The following is a 19,313-nucleotide window of genomic DNA, read 5'->3' on the forward strand; positions in this document are numbered from 1 at the left end:
CGGGAGTCGGCCGGGCGCCCGGCCTTGGGCGCCGTGCGCGCACGGCGGAGCCGCCGGTCCCGGCGCAGTGGGACCGGCGGCTCGTGTTTCGCGAGGGGCCCGCGTGGGCCTGCGCGGGTCTCAGACCCGGCGCAGCACCGCGACGACCTTGCCGAGGATCGTCGCGTCGTCACCAGGGATGGGCTGATACGCGGAGTTGTGCGGCAGCAGCCATACGTGGCCGTCCTCGCGCTTGAAGCGCTTCACGGTGGCCTCGCCGTCGAGCATCGCCGCGACGATGTCTCCGTTCTCTGCGACGGGCTGGCGCCGTACGGTGACCCAGTCGCCGTCGCAGATCGCCGCGTCGACCATCGAGTCGCCGACGACCTTGAGGACGAACAGCTCGCCGTCGCCCACGAGTTGGCGCGGCAGCGGGAAGACGTCCTCGACGGACTCCTCCGCGAGGATCGGACCACCGGCGGCGATCCGGCCCACCAGCGGCACGTACGACGCGGACGGCTTGCCCGTGGTGTCGGTGGTGGCCTGCGTGGCGGGGGTGTCCGAGCCGCGCACCTCGTACGCGCGGGGACGGTGCGGGTCGCGCCGCAGGAAGCCCTTGCGCTCTAGGGCCATGAGCTGGTGCGCCACCGACGAGGTGCTGGAGAGCCCGACGGCCTGGCCGATCTCCCGCATGGACGGCGGGTACCCGCGCCGCTGCACCGAGTCACGGATCACCTCGATCACCCGCCGCTGGCGGTCGGTGAGCCCCGAACTGTCCGCGCGGATGCCGGGAGGTCGGCCCGGCAGCGACCGTTTCGCCTGTTGTGCGTCGTGCGCCTCGGCGTCCAGCGCACCGTCCGCCTCGTCGACCGGAGTCACCGGAGGAATGCGGTCCAGCGGCTGCGCGGAACGGTTCTGGGACGTGATGGTCGCGCTGTCTGCTGTGGTGGTCACGTCGGCCCCTCTCGAGCGTTTCTCCCTAGTGGGACAACGGTAGTTGGTTTCGAAAGGTTGCGCCAAACACACGTTCGAGTGAAAATCCCAGGTTCCTCTGACGAGATCTCGCTCCGCGGTGTAGACGTGCGGCCTGTCCGCCGGTGGCTCCCGCGGACCCGTCGAGTGTGGCAGGAGTGCCCCCTCCGTGGGGGCCGCATGCGCTTCGCGTACGCTCGGCTGCTGTCGCGCACCGACGACACGCTCTCCTCTCAACTCGCGTACTGCCACCAGATCTAGTGGTTAGATTGGCGCGCGCCACCCACAAGTTGTGGTCCCCGGGCTCCCAGTTGGGGAAATGTGGACTATGCTGGTGGCAACTTCGCGGACTCCTGCCGGGGTCCCGTGAGGGCGTAACAGGCATGCACGGAGCGGGCTTTCGCAGGCTCAAGGAGGGTGGGGAAAATGCACTGTCCCTTCTGCCGACACCCCGACAGTCGCGTCGTCGACAGCCGTACGACCGACGACGGCACCGCGATCAGGCGGCGGCGTCAGTGCCCCGACTGCACCCGCCGCTTCACCACCGTCGAGAGCGCGTCGCTGATGGTGATCAAGCGCAGCGGAGTCACCGAGCCCTTCAGCCGGGACAAGGTGATCGCGGGCGTGCGCAAGGCCTGTCAGGGGCGTCCCGTCACCGAGGACGCCCTCGCCCAGCTCGGCCAGCGGGTCGAAGAGGCCGCGCGCGCGACGGGCAGCGCGGAGCTGCCCACGCACGACGTCGGCCTCGCGATACTCGGCCCGCTCCAGGATCTCGACCTCGTGGCCTATCTGCGGTTCGCGTCCGTCTACCGCGCCTTCGAGTCCCTTGAGGACTTCGAGGCGGCCGTGGCGGAGCTGCGGGAGGCCGGAGCGGGCGGCGCGGACCACGAGGGCGGGGAGGCCCAGGGGGGCCAGGGGGCGCCGGACTCACGCGAGGCCCGCGGCGGCCGCGGGGAGAGCGGCGTGAACGGTGTGGGGGGTGCGGGCGGTGCGGCCGTAGGCCCGAGCGCACCGCTGGAGCCCGCCGCCGACTGAGCGGCGGGGCATCGAGAAGACCTTCGGGCCCGGCGGAGCGCGCAGTGGGGCGCGGGCCGCCGGGAGCCATGACACAGCAAGGCGCCACGGGAAGATTCGGGGCGCATCGGGGCGTTATGCCCGTTAAGGGAGGCGGAATGACAGAGACGACGAGCGGCCCGGCACGCGGTTCACGCGCCAAGGGCGGCAAGGCGAAGGGGCTGCGCATCGAGCGCATCCACACCACCCCCGGCGTCCATCCCTACGACGAGGTCGAGTGGGAGCGCCGGGACGTCGTCATGACCAACTGGCGTGACGGCTCGGTCAACTTCGAGCAGCGCGGCGTCGAATTCCCCGCCTTCTGGTCGGTGAACGCCACCAACATCGTGACCAGCAAGTACTTCCGCGGCGCGGTCGGCACGCCCCAGCGCGAGCACAGCCTGAAGCAGCTCATCGACCGCGTGGTGAAGTCGTACCGGGCGGCCGGCGAGCAGCACGGCTACTTCGCCTCGCCCGCCGACGCGGAGATCTTCGAGCACGAGCTGGCGTACGCCGTGCTGCACCAGATCTTCAGCTTCAACTCTCCGGTGTGGTTCAACGTCGGCACGACGCAGCCGCAGCAGGTCTCCGCCTGTTTCATCCTCTCCGTCGACGACTCCATGGAGTCGATCCTCGACTGGTACAAGGAAGAGGGGATGATCTTCAAGGGCGGTTCCGGCGCCGGCCTGAACCTCTCCCGCATCCGCTCCTCCAAGGAGCTGCTCTCCTCCGGCGGCAACGCCTCCGGTCCCGTCTCCTTCATGCGCGGCGCCGACGCGTCCGCCGGGACGATCAAGTCCGGCGGTGCCACGCGGCGGGCGGCCAAGATGGTCGTGCTCGACGTCGACCACCCGGACGTCGAGGCCTTCATCGAGACGAAGGTGAAGGAGGAGGAGAAGATCCGCGCGCTGCGCGACGCGGGCTTCGACATGGACCTGGGCGGCGACGACATCACGTCCGTCCAGTACCAGAACGCCAACAACTCGGTGCGTGTGACGGACGAGTTCATGCGGGCCGTCGAGTCCGGCTCGACGTACCCGCTCCGCGGCCGGATGACGGGCGAGGTCGTCGACGAGGTCGACGCGAAGGGCCTCTTCCGGAAGATGGCGGAGGCCGCGCACGTGTGCGCCGACCCCGGCATCCAGTACGACGACACCATCAACCACTGGCACACCTCGCCGGAGTCGGGCCGCATCACCGCGTCCAACCCGTGCAGCGAGTACATGCACCTGGACAACTCGTCCTGCAACCTCGCCTCGCTGAATCTGATGAAGTTCCTGCAGGACGACGACGAGGGCCACCAGTCCTTCGACGCCGCGCGCTTCGCGAAGGTCGTCGAGCTGGTCATCACGGCGATGGACATCTCCATCTGCTTCGCCGACTTCCCGACGCAGAAGATCGGCGAGACCACGCGCGCCTTCCGGCAGTTGGGCATCGGCTACGCCAACCTCGGCGCGCTGCTGATGGCCACGGGCCACGCGTACGACTCGGACGGCGGCCGGGCGCTGGCCGGCAGCATCACCTCGCTGATGACCGGCACCTCCTACCGGCGCTCGGCCGAACTGGCCGCCGTCGTCGGCCCGTACGAGGGGTACGCGCGCAACTCGGACGCGCACAACCGCGTCATGCGGCAGCACTCCGACGCCAACGACGCCGCCCGGCGCGGCGACGACCTGGACACCCCGGTGTGGGACGCGGCCACCGCCGCCTGGCGGGACGTGCTGCGCCTCGGCACGAAGAACGGCTTCCGTAACGCGCAGGCGTCCGTGCTGGCGCCCACCGGCACCATCGGCCTGATGATGGACTGCGACACGACCGGCGTCGAACCCGACCTGGCCCTGGTGAAGTTCAAGAAGCTGGTCGGCGGCGGCTCGATGCAGATCGTGAACAACACCGTGCCCAAGGCGCTCAAGCGGCTGGGCTACCAGCCCGAGCAGATCGAGGCGATCGTCGAGCACATCGCCGAGCACGGCAACATCACCGACGCCCCGGGGCTGCGCCTGGAGCACTACGACGTCTTCGACTGCGCCATGGGCGAGCGCTCCATCTCCCCGATGGGGCACGTACGGATGATGGCGGCGGCGCAGCCGTTCCTCTCCGGCGCCATCTCCAAGACGGTGAACATGCCCGCGTCCTCCACCGTCGAGGACGTCGAGGAGATCTACCTCCAGGGCTGGAAGCTCGGCACGAAGGCGCTCGCCGTCTACGTCGAGAACTCCAAGGTCGGCCAGCCGCTCTCCGCCAAGCGCAAGGACGAGAAGGAGACGGAGGAGAGCGAGCCGGAGAAGGTCATCGAGTACCGCCCGGTGCGCCGGCGCCTCCCGAAGGGCCGTCCCGGCATCACCACCTCGTTCACGGTGGGCGGCGCCGAGGGCTACATGACGGCGAACTCCTACCCGGACGACGGGCTGGGCGAGGTCTTCCTGAAGATGTCCAAGCAGGGCTCGACCCTCGCGGGCATGATGGACGCCTTCTCCATCGCCGTCTCCGTCGGCCTCCAGTACGGGGTGCCGCTGGAGACGTACGTCTCGAAGTTCACGAACATGCGCTTCGAGCCGGCCGGCATGACGGACGACCCGGACGTGCGGATGGCGCAGTCGATCGTCGACTACATCTTCCGCCGACTCGCCCTGGACTTCCTGCCGTTCGAGACACGCTCCGCCCTGGGCATCCACTCCGCGAGCGAGCGCCAGCGGCACCTGGAGACCGGCTCGTACGAACCGTCCGACGACGAACTCGACGTGGAGGGCCTGGCCCAGTCCGCGCCGAAGGCCGAGACGGTGGGCGAGGCGAAGGAGAAGGCCAAGGAGGAGGCCAAGGCCGAGGGCGTCGGCGATGCCCAGGCCCCCACTCCGGCACCGGGCGGCGCCCACAACTCCACGGAACTGATGGAGATGCAGCTCGGCCTGAACGCGGACGCGCCCCTGTGCTTCTCCTGCGGGACGAAGATGCGGCGCGCGGGAAGCTGCTACCTGTGCGAGGGCTGCGGCTCGACGAGCGGCTGTAGCTGAGTTCCTGACCGGAAGGTGAGAGAGGGAGCCGACGCCCGTCGGCTCCCTCTTCGCGTGCCGGACGGCGGAGTCCAGGAGGTTTCTGCTGTCCGGGTCCATCCGGCGGCCGCCTCCCGGCACTTGGCGGTCCCTCGCCGCGGACCCGGCGGCTCCGTGGACGTACGTTCCGGGCGGGTGCCGCGGGCGGTACGCGTGCGGGGGCGGGCGTGGGCGTCGAGGATGGACGGGTCGGAGAACGGAGGGACGGCATGAGCAGCGAGGAGTCCGCCCGCGAGGGGCGCCCGGAGTCCGGGGACGGCGGAGAGGACGCCGGGCCGGTTCTGGTCACCGGAGGCACCGGCACGCTCGGCCGTGCCGTCGTGCGGCGGCTGACGGAGGGCGGGCACCAGGTTCGGGTGCTCAGCCGCCGTCCGCGTCCGGAGCACGCGGACCCCGCAAGCCCCGCGGGCGCCAAGTCCGGGGCGGCGCGCGGCGGGAGCGTTCCCGAGTGGGCCACGGGCGACCTCGTCTCCGGCGCGGGGCTGGACGCCGCGGTCGCCGGAGTGGCGAGCGTCGTCCACTGTGCGACGACCGGCGGACGCAAGGACGTCGTGGGCACGGACCGCCTGGTCGACGCGCTGCGGCGCTCCGGCGGCAGCCCGCACCTGGTCTACATCTCGATCGTCGGCGTCGACCTCGTGCCGTTCTTCTACTACCGGGCGAAGCTCGCCGCGGAACGGATCGTCCAGGGCAGCGGGCTTCCGTGGACGATCCTGCGGGCCACCCAGTTCCACGATCTGATCGCGCTGATCACCACCGCACAGCGGCGCTCGCCCTGCGTCTTCTTCCCCTCCGGCTTCTCCTTCCAGCCGGTCGACGTGGGAGAGGTGGCCGACCGGCTGGTGGAGCTGGCCCTCGCGCCGCCCGCGGGACGGGCCGAGGACATGGGCGGTCCCGAGGTGCGCACCGCCCGCGAACTCGCGCAGCTCACCCAGCACGCGTACGGCCGCCGTCGGCCCCTGGTTCCGCTTCCGCTGGCGGGGAAGGCGGTGCGCGCCTACAAGGCCGGTCACCACACGACGCCCGGACACGCTGCGGGCCGCCGTACGTACGCCGAGTATCTGGCCGGTACGCACGGTGGCACGCACGGCGAGACGCAGGACGGGACGAGCGCCGGAAACCGTCCGTGAGGGAGCGCCACCGAACGTGAACAACAGGGCCCCGCAGGGCAGTTGCGGCGCCTCGCGGCCCCGCTGTGAAGCCGATCCGTGGGACCCTGTGCGTACGGCTCGTCACCCCGTTGGCCGTACGATGGCGCGGTGCTGGTCAAGTGGATGCGCTGCACCGTCGTGGACCGTCGGGGGTTCGAGCGCGGGCAGCGGAAGTGGGCCGGGCTGCTCGGCGAGCCGGGTTTCCGGGGGCAGGGCGGCGGTTGGAGCCGTGCCCGGGAGGGCGTCGCGCATCTCTTCGGCTTCTGGGAGAGCCGTGCCTTCTACGACTCGTTCATGGCGCGCTCCCACGACCGGCTGCACGCCGCACAGGTCGGCACGTACAAGGACATGCGGGTGCGGCTCTTCGAGTACCGCTTCGATGTGAAGACCGGATTCCGCCCGGTCTTCGCGGACGCCGACCTGCTGCGCGTCGCGCACTGCCGGGTGCGGGGCGACCGGATCGAGCACTACACGCTGATGCAGGAGAAGGTCTGGAACCCGGCGATGGCCGGGTCGCCCGGGATGCTGCGCGGAGTCTTCACGCAGGCGCAGTCCGAGGACGAGTTCATGGTCCTGTCGATGTGGGACTCGACGGCGGAGCACGGCAAGTACCGCACGGAGCGGGTGGAGCGCCTCGCGCTCCGTGCGCAGATCGGAGCGGATGTGACCGGAATCGCCGGGGATGTGATCGACCTTGAGCCTTCCTGGACCGTCTGACATATGCGGGGGCCATACAGTGGCCGTATGGCACGACCGAGGCGCATCGTCCTGGTCCGGCACGGGGAGTCGGAGGGGAACGAAGACGACAGCATCTACGAGCGAGTCCCCGACCACGCCCTCGCGCTGACGGAGAAAGGCGTCCGGCAGGCCGAGGCCACGGGGGAGCGGCTGCGTGAACTGTTCGGCGGCGAACGCGTCTCCGCCTACGTCTCGCCGTACCGGCGCACCCATCAGACCCTCGCCGCCTTCGGCCTCGACCCCTCCCGGCTGCGCGTACGGGAGGAGCCCCGGCTGCGCGAGCAGGACTGGGGGAACTGGCAGGACCGCGAGGACGTACGGAAGCAGAAGCAGTACCGCGACGCCTACGGGCACTTCTTCTACCGCTTCGCGCAGGGCGAGTCCGGCGCGGACGTCTACGACCGTGCGGGCGCGTTCCTGGAGAGCCTGTGGCGCAGCTTCGAGCTACCGGACCATCCGCCCAACGTGCTGATCGTGACGCACGGCCTGACCATGCGGCTGTTCTGCATGCGGTGGCTGCACTGGTCGGTCGCGGAGTTCGAGTCGCTGTCGAACCCGGGCAACGCGGAGACTCGTACGCTGGAACTGGGGGCGGACGGGCGCTACCACCTGGACCGTCCCTTCGAGCAGTGGTGCGTTCCGCGCCCGTACGGAACGTGTACGTGAGGCCGCCGCGCCGCCGCGTGCGGTAGGCGGCGCAGACCGCGGCCGCGGCAGATTGCCCCGAGAGACCGCCGAACATGAGCAGCGAATCCCAACACCCCGCCACAGGGCCCGAGTCGGACGAGCCGGAGCACAACGCCGGTGCGCCGCAGGGCCCTTGGTGCGCGGTGCCCGGCGCCGAGGAGACCCGGGCCCGGCCCGACGGCCTCGTCGTCCCCGGGGAACCCGCTCCCGGCGAGCAGTCCGCTCCCGCCGAACATCCCGCCCACGGCGGCGATTCCGCCCACGGCGAGGATTCCGGCGCCCCCGGGGAGCACGGCGAAGAGGCTCGGCGCTACGCTGATGCGGCCATGCCGATCACGCCTCCAACTCACCGTGTCGAGCGGTCGATTCGTGCCAAGACGGGCGCCAAGGTGGTCGCCGGGATCGACGAGGTGGGCAGGGGAGCGTGGGCCGGACCGGTCACGGTCTGCGCGGCGGTCACGGGTCTGCGGCGTCCGCCGGAGGGCCTCACGGACTCCAAGCTGCTGACGGTCAAGCGGCGTACGGAACTCGCGGAGGCGCTGCACGGCTGGGTCTCCGCGCACGCCCTCGGCCATGCCTCGTCCGAGGAGATCGACGAGCTGGGCATGACGGCCGCGCTCCGCCTGGCCGCGCTGCGCGCCCTGGAGGCCCTGCCCGTACGTCCGGACGCGGTGATCCTCGACGGCAAGCACGACTACCTCGGGATGCCGTGGCAGGTGCGTACGGTCATCAAGGGCGACCAGTCCTGCGTCTCCGTCGCGGCGGCCTCGGTCCTGGCCAAGGTCCGCCGGGACGCCCTCATGGCCGAACTCGGCACGGACCACTCGGACTTCTGCTTCGCGGACAACGCCGGGTATCCCTCGCCGGTGCACAAGACCGCGTTGCAGGCGCTGGGGCCGACCCCGTACCACCGGATGTCGTGGGCGTTCATGGACGCGCTGCCGCGCTGGCAGCATCTCAAGCGCACACGTGCCCTTCCGGACGAAGAGACTCCGCCCGCCGAGCAGATGGGCTTCTTCTGAACAGGCGCCGCGGACGGTGAAATCCCTGGCCGAACCCGCTGGCGCACCCCCCTACGACGTTTGATAGACATCACCTCATGCCTCTCACCCCCGAGGAGCCACAGATTCACGAGAGCGTCCCGGGCGGCCGCAACACCGCGGCAGCGACCCGGACTCCGCAGGCTTCCCGTCCCGCAGCACCCATCCCCGGCCCCCGGGCCTCCTCGCGTCCCACGCCGCCGCGTGCGGACAGCAAGGGCCCGACCCCCGGCCGGCCCGGCTCCGTGCGCACCGGCGGACCGCAGCGCGCCGCGGCCCCCGCCCGTCCCTCGGCGCAGATCGAACTGGTCGCCGCCGCCGACGCCACGGCCGTGGACGTCGCGGACGAGACCGTCGACACACTTCTCGACGAGGGCACCCCGCCGGGGGACGTCCTCGTGGTCACCACCGGCGAGCAGCACCCGTGGGCGCAGCACGAGCTGTCCTTCGGCGAGGACGCGTACTGGCGCCAACTCGCCGACGGCGAGGACGTCTTCTGCGTCCACACCACGGAGCTGGCGCGTGTGGGGCGCCGCGCGGTCGTCGTCCTCGCCGTCAACGGCGGTACGGACGCGCAGGCCGCCGAGGCCCTGCCCGCCGCACTCGCGAAGGCGGACCGCAGCCTGATCGTCTGCGGCGACCCGCAGCGGTTGCGCGACCTTCTCTGACACGTTGCGCGTACGTCGCTGACGCTGGTTGTCACGTGGGCGCCGTCCTGTGTGCGCGCCGGTGGTGGGTTTCCGGTGGTGGGTGACGGTTCGTCGATGTGGCTCTCCCTGCTCCGCGCGGGGGCGCTCCGCAGGGAGCGCCTGGGTTGCGCCGAGTGGCCGTCCGTTCCTGTCCGTGGCTGGGCTGCCGGGTCGCCTGTCGCCGACCGTCTGCCCGTACCCGTACGGAAGTTGACTCGCAGGCGCGCTGGGCCTGCGGCCTGGCGGGAGACGGCCTGTGGATCGGCCCGTTTCGGTCTCGCTCGGAGATCCGCGCCCCGGCGCGGAGCGGAGAGCGTTCCCGGCGACGGCGGGTCAGTGCAACGTACGTACCCGCTACGTGACTTGAGGCCGGACGTGCACCGGGCCCGTACCCGTGAGGGAGACGGCGTAGCAACCCGGCCCGTGGCCGGCTCCGCTCGGAGATCCGCGCCCCGGCGCGGAGCGGAGAGCGTTCCCGGCAACGGCGGGTCAGCCCAACGTACGCACGCGCTACGGAAGTTGAGTGCGGACGCGCACTCGGCCCGCAACCGTGACGGAAACGGCGAACTACCCGGCCCCCGGCCGGATCCCGACACCCCATCTCAACGACAACCCCGGCCCGTTCGTGTCCGTTCGGTGGCCGGGGTCACGTGTGCTGCCCTGTGACCGGGAAGAGAATAAGGTTAGGCTAACCTAACCTTCATTCTCCTCAAGGGGGCAGGTGTGGAGTACGAAAGACCCGCAGGGCGTGGTGAGTTCGACGGCCGTACCGCGCTGGTGACCGGAGCGGGCAACGGCATCGGACGGGCCGTCGCCGTCGCGCTCGTGGCGCACGGCGCACGCGTGGCGGCCGTCGACAGGGACGCCGACGCGCTCAAGTCGCTGGCGGAGGAGTGCGGTTCGGCCGCGGTCCTCCCGCACGTCGCCGACGTCGCCGACAGCGACGCCGTCGAGGAGGTCGTCGGCCGGACCGAGCGGGAGAGCGGCCCCGTCGAACTCCTCGTGAACGTCGCCGGGGTGCTGACGACCGCGCCCGTCACGGAGTTCGACGACGCGGACTGGGAGCGCATCTTCGCGGTCAACGCGGGCGGCGTGTTCCGCACGTCGCGTGCCGTCGCGCGCCGCATGGTCGCCCGCGGCGGCGGCAGCATCGTCACCGTCGCGTCGAACGCCGGCGGTGTGCCCCGTACGGGCATGGCGGCCTACGCCGCCTCCAAGGCCGCCGCGGCGCACTTCACCAAGTGTCTCGGGCTGGAGGTCGGCCGCTTCGGCGTGCGCTGCAACGTCGTCTCGCCGGGGTCGACGGACACCGCCATGCAACGGCGGCTGTGGGACGGCGAGGAGCCTCCCGCCGCCGTGCTCCAGGGCGACCCGGAGACCTACCGCACCGGCATACCCCTCGGGCGGATCGCCGACCCGCGGGATGTCGCGGACGCCGTCCTCTTCCTGCTCTCCGACCGGGCCCGGCAGATCACTCTGCACGACCTGTACGTGGACGGCGGAGCGACTCTTCGCGCCTAGAGCGCACCGGCAGAGGACCGCCGCCGCGTGGACGGCGGCCCGCCGGGCGTGACCTCAACCCCCCTCACCTGCGGCGCCGTTCGGCGCCGAGAACGGAGCCATCGGTGTCTTCCGACATCACAGACCGCGGATGCCACGCTGCGACGGGCCCGCACTCAGCCACGGCGGACGGGTACGAAGGAGGCGCGCCGCCCGCGCAGTTGAGACGCGGCGGTCCTCCCGACGGCGCCCCGGGCGGCGTGCCCGGCAGCCCTACCGGGACCCCGGCCGGCGCATCTGCCGCCGCTCCCTCCGGCGGCGCGGACGTACAAGCCCGTGAGCGGACCGTCGGAGCGGCCACCGCGCTGCTCGACGACTACCAGCCGGGCGACACCTTCTTCGCCTCCCCCTCCCGCACGCTCCTCGCGCGCGGCGCGGGCCTCCGAGTCCCGCACGGCAGGGCGCCGTTGAGCGACCGCGTCGCGGACACCCTGGGCACGGCACGCGAACAGGGCCTGGCCGCCCCCTTCGTGGTGGGCGCCGTGCCGTTCGCCAGCAACGAGCCCGTGGCGCTCACCGTGCCCGGCACCGCGCGCTGGGCGCCGCCGCTGCGCCAGGACCCGCTGATCGCGCTGCCCGCGAAGACGCCGTCGGGCGGCCCGTGGCAGATGCGTCCGGTGCCCGGCCCGGAGGCGTACGCCGAGAGCGTCGGCGAGGCCGTACGGCGCCTGGAGCGCGGCGACTTGGACAAGGTCGTGCTGGCCCGCACCCTGGAGCTGCGCTCCTCCGCGGACCTCGACACCCCCGCGATGGTCCAGCGTCTGGCACGGCGCGATCCGCGCGGCTACACCTTCGCGATGCCGACCGGACCGGGCCGCACCCTGCTGGGCGCCAGCCCGGAGCTGCTGCTCTCCCTCCGGGGCCGGCACATCGTCGCCAATCCGCTGGCCGGTTCGGCGCGGCGCAGCGCCGACGTCGCCGAGGACGTACGGGCGGCGGCGGCCCTTTTGGAGTCCGCGAAGGACCTGCATGAGCACGCCGTCGTCGTACAGGCGGTGCGCGACGCCCTCGGACCGCTGTGCAGCGATCTGTTCGTGCCGCCGCAGCCCACGCTCGTACGGACGGCGACGATGTGGCACCTGTCGACCACCGTCTCCGGCGAACTCGCACCGGCCACCGCGCACCGTCCGCAGCCGACGTCGCTCGATCTCGCGCTGGCCCTCCATCCGACGCCCGCCGTCTGCGGCACCCCGACCGGGCCCGCACGCGGCCTCATCGGCGAACTGGAGCCGTTCGACCGGGGGTTCTTCACCGGCATGGTCGGCTGGAGCGACGAGCGCGGCGACGGCGAGTGGGTCGTGACGATCCGCTGCGCCGAGGCCGAGGGGCGCTCGCTGCGGCTGTACGCCGGGGCCGGCGTCGTCCAGGCGTCCGTGCCCGCGTCGGAGACCGAGGAGACCGCGGCGAAGTTCCGTACGTTCCTCGACGCGGTGGGAGCCGAGCTGTGACCGCAGGGGCTGTGCAGGGCTGGCCCGCGGAGTATGTGGAGCGCTACCGGCGGGCCGGATACTGGCGCGGCGAGACCTTCGGGCGCATGCTGCGCGAGCGCGCCGAGGACCACGGCGGGCGCACCGCCGTCGTCGACCCGGCCTCGGGCGCGCGCTGGTCGTACGCCGAACTCGACGCCCGCGCCGACGCGATGGCCGCCGGACTGTCCGCACGCGGAGTGTGCGCGGGCGACCGCGTGGTGCTGCAACTGCCCAACGTGGCCGAGTTCTTCGAGGTCGTCTTCGCCCTCTTCCGGCTCGGGGCGCTGCCCGTCTTCGCGCTGCCCGCGCACCGTTACGCCGAGATCCGGTATCTGTGCGACTTCACCGAGGCCGTGGCCTATGTCGTGCCCGGTGTGCACGGCGGCTTCGACTACCGCGAACTGGCCGGCCGGGTACGGGCGGAGGTGCCCACGCTGCGGCACGTCTTCGTCGCCGACCCGGACCCGGGCGGCCACGAACCGCTCGCCGGCGTACCGGCGGCGCCCGTGCCGCTGGCCGAACCCGCCCCGCACGACCTGGCGTTCCTTCAGCTCTCGGGCGGAACGACCGGCGTTCCCAAACTGATTCCGCGGACGCACGACGACTACATCTACTCGGTGTGGGGCTCCAACGAGATCTGCGGCGTGGACGAGCACTCCGTGTATCTGTGCGCGCTGCCCGCCGCCCACAACTTCCCCCTCAGCTCGCCCGGGACGCTCGGCGCGCTCTACGCGGGCGGCCGGGTCGTCCTCGCACCGCAGCCCGCCCCCGAGACCGCCTTTCCGCTCATCGAACGCGAAGGCGTCACGATCACCGGACTCGTACCGCCGCTCGCCCTGGTGTGGCTGGAGGCGGCGCAGCGCGGCGAACACGATCTGTCGAGCCTGGAGGTGCTGCTCGTGGGCGGCGCCAAGTTCAGCGAGGAGGCCGCCCGCCGCGTACGGCCCACGCTCGGCTGCACACTCCAGCAGGTCTTCGGGATGGCGGAGGGGCTCGTCAACTACACGCGGCTCGACGACCCGGAGGAGACCGTCGTCACCACACAGGGGCGGCCCGTCTCACCGGACGACGAGATCCGCGTCGTCGACGAGGACGACCACGACGTGCCCGAGGGCGCCACCGGACACCTCCTCACCCGCGGCCCCTACACGATCCGCGGCTACTGGAGAGCGCCCGAACACAACGCCGTCGCCTTCACCGAGGACGGCTTCTACCGCACGGGCGACGTCGTACGCCGCACACCCACCGGCCATCTCGTCGTCGAGGGCCGGGCCAAGGACCAGATCAACCGCGGCGGCGAGAAGATCGCGGCCGAGGAGGTCGAGAACCATCTGCTGGCCCACCCCTCGGTCCACGACGCGGCGGTCGTCTCCATGCCCGACGGCTACCTCGGCGAGCGCGTCTGCGCGTACATCGTGCTGCGGCGGAACGCCGCGCCCGTCAAGCCGCTCCAGGTGAAGAAGTTCCTCCGCGAACGGGGGCTGGCCGCCTACAAGATCCCCGACCGGATCGAGTTCAGCGAGGCGTTCCCCGCTACGGGCATCGGCAAGGTCAGCAAGCGGGACCTGCGGGCCGCCGTGGCGGCGCAGCTCCAGGGAGCCACGACGTGACCCCGGCCGCTCCGGCGCCTGCGTACACGCCGCCTTCGACGGCCGCGTCCGCGGCTGCGGCCGCGGCGGTCTCCACCGTCTCCACCGCACCACCCTCCACCACCGAAAGGGCACCGACTCCCATGGCGCTCCCCGCGATCCAGCCGTACGCGATGCCGGCGGCGGACGAGCTTCCGGACAACCGCGTGACGTGGAAGCCCGACCCGTCGCGCGCGGTCCTCCTCGTCCACGATCTGCAGAACCACTTCCTCGACGCGTTCACCCCGGACACCTCCCCGCTGACGCCGATGCTGGCCAACGTCGCCTCGGTGAAGGCCGCGTGCGCCGGCGCGGGCGTCCCCGTCCTCTACTCCGCGCAGCCCGGCGGGCAGACCCCCGCCGAACGCGGGCTGCAACAGGACTTCTGGGGACCGGGGCTGCCGGACGAGGAGCGTGCGAAGGCCGTCGCCGCGCCCGTCGCCCCCGGCGCGGACGACGTCGTGCTGACCAAGTGGAAGTACAGCGCCTTCGTCCGTACGGATCTGGCGGAGCGGATGACGGCGGCCGGGTGCGACCAGATCGTCCTCGTCGGCGTCTACGCCCACATCGGGGTGCTGATGACGGCGTGCGACGCGTGGATGCGCGACATCCAGGCGTTCGTCGTGGCCGACGCCGTCGCCGACTTCAGCCGCCGCGACCATCTCTCCGCGCTGGAGTGGGCCGCCTCGAAGTGCGCCTATGTGACGACCGCGGACGACCTCGCGGGCCTGCTGTCCGGACAGGAGGGCTGAGCGCCGTGTCCCTGACTCTCGACACCATCCGCGCCGACGTCGCCGACGTCCTCGGCGAGGACCCCGCGGACGTCCCCGACGACGAGAACCTCGCCGACCTCGGACTGGACTCCGTCCGTCTGATGAGCCTCGTCGAACGCTGGCGCGGCGACCACGGGGTGAAGGTCTCCTTCGTCGAACTCGCCGAGCGGCCGGGCGTTCTGGTCTGGTGGGACCTGCTGCGGGACCGCGCATGACCACCTCCGTCGACCGGCGGCCCGAGGACGCCGCAGAAGAGACCGGAGCCTTCGTCGGCGGCCCGGAGGCGGACCGCGGGGACGCCGTCCCCGAGGCGCTGCCGCTGACGGCGGCGCAGACCGGCATGTGGCTCTCCCACGTCCTCGATCCGCAGAGTCCCGCCCTCAATACCGCCGAGTGCCTGGAGATCGACGGGCCGCTGGAGCCGGGTGTGCTCGCCGCCGCCGTACGGCGCGGGCTCGCCGAGTGCGAGGCGCTGTGGGTGACGATCCGCGAGACGCCCGACGGGCCGCGGCAGACGCCCGTACCGCCGCCGCGTACGGACACCGAACCCGGCACGGGCCCCGGCTCCGACTCCGGATCAGGTTCCAACTCCCGTTCCGGTGACGGCTTTCCGCTGCACGAGAGCGATCTGCGCGGGCGCCGCGACCCCGAGGCCGCCGCCCGCGCCTGGATGGACGAGGACCTGCGCACGCCCTGCGACCCGGCGGCCGGACCGCCGTTCGCCACCGCGCTCTTCCGGGTCGGTGACGAACGCGTGCTGTGGTATCTGCGGATCCACCACGCCGTCATGGACGGCTACGGCTACTCCCTGATCGCCGGCCGCGTCGCCGAGATCTGCACGGCGCTGGCGCGCGGCGAGGACCCGGGCCCGAGCCCCTTCGGGCGTCTGGCCGAACTCGTCGCCGAGGACGCCGAGTACCGGGCGTCGGCCGCGCATGCCGCCGACGGCGCACACTGGCGGGAGGTGCTGGCCGGCGCCGAGGACTCCTCCGCCGCGCAGCAGCCCGCCCTGCTGCCCTCGCCGGACTTCCACCGCCGTACCGCCCGCCTCGGCCCGGAGGCGACCCGCGCACTGCGCGAGACCGCCGCCTCGCTGCGCGCGACCTGGCCCGAACTGCTCATCGCCGCACAGGCGTTGCTGGAGTCGCGGGAGACCGGGAGCGAGGACGTCGTCCTCGGGGTGCCCATGATGGGCCGTACCGGTTCGGTGGCCCTGCGCATCCCCGGCATGGTGATGAACGTCCTGCCGCTGCGGCTGCGCGTCACGCCGGCCACCACCTTCGCCGCGCTGACCCGGCAGGTCGTCCTCGGCGTCCGCGACATCCGCCGCCACCAGCGCTACCGGTACGAGGACATCCGGCGGGAGACGGGCGCGCAGGCGGACGGACGTCCGCTGACGGGGCCCCTCGTCAACGTCATGCCGTTCGACTACGACCTCGACTTCGCGGGCACGAGAGCGCGGGTGCACAACCTCTCCGCGGGGCCCGTCGAGCATCTGACGGTCAACGTCCGCGACCGCGGGGACGGTTCGGGCCTGCTCATCGACCACGACGCCAACCCCGCCCTGTACGGGGAGGCCGAAACGGCCCGCCGCCAGGCACGGTTCGTCGCCCTGGTGGAGCGGCTGACCGCCGCCGATCCCGAACTGCCCCTCGCCGCGCACTCCGTCGCCACCGACGCCGAACGGGAGGAGGTGCTCGGCGAGTTCAACGACACCCGCGTGCCGACCCGGCCCACGACGCTCCTCGGCCCGTTCGAGGCGCGGGCCGCAGCGGCGCCGCGGGCGACCGCGCTCGTCGCCGGCGGCGAGACGCTCGACTACGGCGAACTGAGCGCCCGCGCCAACCAACTCGCCCGCGAACTGGCCCTGCTGGGCGTCCGCCCCGGCTGCCTCGTGGCGGTGGCCCTCCCCAGATCGGTGCACCTCGTCGTCGGGCTGCTGGCCGTGCTCAAGGCCGGTGCGGCGTATCTGCCGCTGGACCCCGGCCATCCCCCGGAGCGGCTGCGAGGCATGCTGGAGGACGCGGACGTGTGGTGCGTGCTGACCGACAGCGGCACCGCCGGACTGCTGCCGCGGACCACCGTCCCCGTACTGCCGCTCGACGTGCTGGACGTCTCGGAGCATCTGCGCACCGCCCCCGGACGGCCCCTCACCCCGCGGCATCCCGCGTACGTCATCTACACCTCCGGTTCCACGGGCCGCCCCAAGGGCGTCGTCGTGCCGCACTCGGCCATCGACAACCGGCTGCGCTGGATGCAGGCCGAGTACCGCCTGGGCCCGGACGACCGTGTGCTCCAGAAGACCCCCAGCGGCTTCGACGTGTCGGTGTGGGAGTTCTTCTGGCCGCTGCGCGAGGGCGCGACCCTCGTCATGGCGGAGCCGGAGGAGCACCGCGACCCGGCCGCGCTGGCCCGTACGATCCGCGAACAGGGCGTCACCACCGTCCACTTCGTGCCGTCGATGCTTCAGGAGTTCCTCGCGGAACCGTCCGCCGCCCGGGACGCCGCGGGCCTGCGGCGCGTCTTCGCCAGCGGCGAGGCCCTGCCCCGCGAGACCGTCGACCGCTTCCACCGGCTGCTGCCGCAGGTGCCGCTGTACAACCTCTACGGCCCGACCGAGGCCGCCGTGGACGTCACCCACCACCGGTGCCTGCCCGGCGAGAGCGGGCCCGTGCCGATCGGCCGCCCCGTCTGGAACACCCGGCTGTATGTGCTGGACGCGGCGCTCCAGCCCTGCCCGCCCGGGGTGCCCGGCGAGCTGTATCTCGCGGGCGCGCAGCTCGCCACGGGCTATCTGGGCCGGCCGGAGCTGACGGCGACCCGCTTCGTGGCCGACCCGTTCGCCGCCGGGCGGGGCGAACCGGGCGCCCGTATGTACCGCACCGGCGATCTGGCGCGCTGGCGGGACGACGGCGCCGTGGAGTATCTCGGGCGGACCGACAACCAGGTGAAGCTGCGCGGTCTGCGCATCGAACTCGGCGAGATCGAGGCCGCGTTGACGGACCAGCCCGGGGTACGGGCCGCCTGTGTCGCCGTACGCGAGGACCGTCCCGGCGACCAGCGGCTCGTCGGCTACGTCGTACCGTCCGCGGACACCCCGCCGCCCGCGGCGGACGTGCTGCTCTCCCGCCTCGCCGCCACCCTGCCCGGCCATATGGTGCCCGGAGCCCTGGTGACGCTCGACGCCCTGCCGCTCAGCCCGAACGGCAAGCTCGACCGCAAGGCGCTGCCCGCACCGGAACGGACGGGCGGCGGCGACGGCGGCGGACGGCCGCCGGGCACCTTCCGCGAGGAGACGCTGACCCGACTCTTCGCGGAGGTCCTGGGCCTGGAACAGGTCGGCGCCGACGACGGGTTCTTCGACCTCGGCGGTACGTCGCTGCTCGCGATCCGGCTGATGGCACGCGTACGGGAGGAGACCGGGGCGCAGTTGAGCGTCGCGTCCCTCTTCGAACGGCCCACGCCCGCGGCCCTCGCGGCACGGCTCGGCGACGGACCGGAGGAGGACGGAGCACTGGAGGTGCTGCTGCCGCTCCGGCGCGGCGGAAGCGAGCCGCCGCTGTTCGTGCTGCACCCGGCGGGCGGACTCGGCTGGTGCTACTCGGGGCTGCTCGCCCCGCTCGGCCCCGAACGGCCCGTCGTCGCCGTACAGGCGCGGGGCCTGGCACGGGCCGAGCCGCTGCCCGGCAGCATGGCCGAGATGGCCGCCGACTACGCCGAGCAGATCCGCGCCTTCCAGCCCCGCGGCCCCTACCGGCTGCTGGGCTGGTCGGTCGGCGGGGTCGTCGCGCACACCGTGGCGGTGCTGCTGCGCGAGGCGGGCGAGGACGTCGAACTGCTCGCCCTGCTGGACGCCTACCCGGCCGACCAGTGGCGGGGCATGCAACAGCCGGTGGAGGCCGACGCGTTGCGGGCGCTGCTGCGGATGGCGGGCTTCGAGTCCGAGGACGGCGAGGTGGAGCGTACGCAGGTGCTGACGCGGCTGCGCGAGGAGGGCAGCGCGCTGGCGGGCCTGTCGGAGGAGGCGCTGACGGCCGTGACCCGTGTCGTCGTCAACAACGCACGGCTGATGCGCGAGCACGAACACACCCGTTTCGACGGCGACATGGTCTTCTTCACGGCGACCGCGCCGCGCGCGGAGCACTGGCTGCGGCGGGAGGCGTGGCTGCCGTACGTCGCGGGGGAGATCCGCAACCACGATCTGCCCTGTCTGCACCACGAGTTGACCCGGCCCGAGCAGATACGGGCCGTCGCCGCTGCGATCGACGGGGAGCTGCGGGGAGGCGCGCGATGAGCGGGCCCGGACCGTTCGATCCGCCGGGCGGCGCGGACGGGGACTCCCGCGCGCCCACGCACCGCGTACTGCGCAACCGCGAGGGCGAGTTGTCGCTCTGGCCGCTCTTCGCGCCGCCGCCCGAGGGCTGGGAGGTGCACGCCGGTCCGGCGACGTACGGACGGTGTGTGGAGCTGCTCGAAGCGTCCGCCGGGCGGCCCGCCCCGGGCTGAGGCGGCGGCCGGGCGGGC

General features: G+C 72.4%; 15 protein-coding genes. 14 read left to right on the forward strand and 1 reads right to left on the reverse strand.

What is annotated here, in order from left to right:
• Positions 1-120 precede the first annotated feature (120 nt).
• Positions 121-933 carry a transcriptional repressor LexA gene (lexA, locus tag AN218_RS00220; protein WP_070014391.1) on the reverse strand — a complete coding sequence of 271 codons (813 nt, stop codon included), beginning with the start codon at positions 931-933 and terminating at the stop codon, positions 121-123.
• Between the two features lie 444 nt (positions 934-1,377).
• On the opposite strand from lexA, the gene nrdR reads away from it, so the two are divergent.
• The 14 genes from nrdR (at position 1,378) to AN218_RS00290 (ending at position 19,295) form a co-directional block, all read left to right on the forward strand.
• Positions 1,378-1,986, forward strand: coding sequence for a transcriptional regulator NrdR (nrdR, locus tag AN218_RS00225; protein WP_070014392.1), 609 nt, complete (start codon positions 1,378-1,380; stop codon positions 1,984-1,986).
• Between the two features lie 137 nt (positions 1,987-2,123).
• Positions 2,124-5,015: a vitamin B12-dependent ribonucleotide reductase gene (locus AN218_RS00230; protein ID WP_070014393.1), complete on the forward strand. Its 2,892-nt coding sequence runs from the start codon at positions 2,124-2,126 to the stop codon at positions 5,013-5,015.
• Positions 5,016-5,263: 248 nt separating this feature from the next.
• Positions 5,264-6,184, forward strand: coding sequence for an SDR family oxidoreductase (locus AN218_RS00235; RefSeq protein ID WP_070014394.1), 921 nt, complete (start codon positions 5,264-5,266; stop codon positions 6,182-6,184).
• A 129-nt stretch (positions 6,185-6,313) separates the two neighbouring features.
• Positions 6,314-6,922, forward strand: a complete 609-nt coding sequence (locus tag AN218_RS00240; RefSeq protein WP_070014395.1) for a YdbC family protein — start codon at positions 6,314-6,316, stop codon at positions 6,920-6,922.
• 27 nt (positions 6,923-6,949) lie between these two features.
• The gene (locus AN218_RS00245) at positions 6,950-7,609 is read left to right on the forward strand and encodes a histidine phosphatase family protein (RefSeq protein ID WP_070014396.1); all 660 of its coding nucleotides are present in this window, start codon (positions 6,950-6,952) and stop codon (positions 7,607-7,609) included.
• 347 nt (positions 7,610-7,956) lie between these two features.
• On the forward strand, positions 7,957-8,652 hold the full coding sequence (locus AN218_RS00250) for a ribonuclease HII (RefSeq protein WP_070014402.1): 696 nt from the start codon (positions 7,957-7,959) through the stop codon (positions 8,650-8,652).
• A gap of 77 nt (positions 8,653-8,729) precedes the next feature.
• Positions 8,730-9,338, forward strand: coding sequence for a hypothetical protein (locus AN218_RS33990; RefSeq protein WP_079131673.1), 609 nt, complete (start codon positions 8,730-8,732; stop codon positions 9,336-9,338).
• A 744-nt stretch (positions 9,339-10,082) separates the two neighbouring features.
• The gene (locus AN218_RS00260; protein ID WP_070014397.1) at positions 10,083-10,880 is read left to right on the forward strand and encodes a 2,3-dihydro-2,3-dihydroxybenzoate dehydrogenase; all 798 of its coding nucleotides are present in this window, start codon (positions 10,083-10,085) and stop codon (positions 10,878-10,880) included.
• Positions 10,881-11,224: 344 nt separating this feature from the next.
• Positions 11,225-12,367 (forward strand): isochorismate synthase, encoded by a 1,143-nt coding sequence (locus AN218_RS00265; protein ID WP_070014404.1) that lies wholly within the window; start codon positions 11,225-11,227, stop codon positions 12,365-12,367.
• Positions 12,364-13,998, forward strand: coding sequence for a (2,3-dihydroxybenzoyl)adenylate synthase (locus tag AN218_RS00270; RefSeq protein WP_070014398.1), 1,635 nt, complete (start codon positions 12,364-12,366; stop codon positions 13,996-13,998). Before AN218_RS00265 ends, AN218_RS00270 begins: the two co-directional genes overlap by 4 nt.
• Positions 13,999-14,120: 122 nt before the next feature.
• A complete protein-coding gene (locus AN218_RS00275; protein ID WP_070014399.1) occupies positions 14,121-14,768 on the forward strand; it encodes an isochorismatase family protein in 648 nt (215 codons plus the stop codon).
• Between the two features lie 5 nt (positions 14,769-14,773).
• Positions 14,774-15,004 (forward strand): phosphopantetheine-binding protein, encoded by a 231-nt coding sequence (locus AN218_RS00280; RefSeq protein ID WP_070014400.1) that lies wholly within the window; start codon positions 14,774-14,776, stop codon positions 15,002-15,004.
• 125 nt (positions 15,005-15,129) lie between these two features.
• Complete coding sequence (locus AN218_RS00285) at positions 15,130-19,083, forward strand: non-ribosomal peptide synthetase (protein ID WP_079131676.1); 3,954 nt, start codon at positions 15,130-15,132, stop codon at positions 19,081-19,083.
• The gene (locus AN218_RS00290) at positions 19,080-19,295 is read left to right on the forward strand and encodes an MbtH family NRPS accessory protein (RefSeq protein ID WP_070014401.1); all 216 of its coding nucleotides are present in this window, start codon (positions 19,080-19,082) and stop codon (positions 19,293-19,295) included. Before AN218_RS00285 ends, AN218_RS00290 begins: the two co-directional genes overlap by 4 nt.
• The last annotated feature ends 18 nt before the right edge of the window (positions 19,296-19,313 follow it).

Source organism: Streptomyces nanshensis, from assembly GCF_001751255.1.
In the GTDB taxonomy this organism is placed as follows: Bacteria; Actinomycetota; Actinomycetes; order Streptomycetales; family Streptomycetaceae; genus Streptomyces; species Streptomyces nanshensis_A.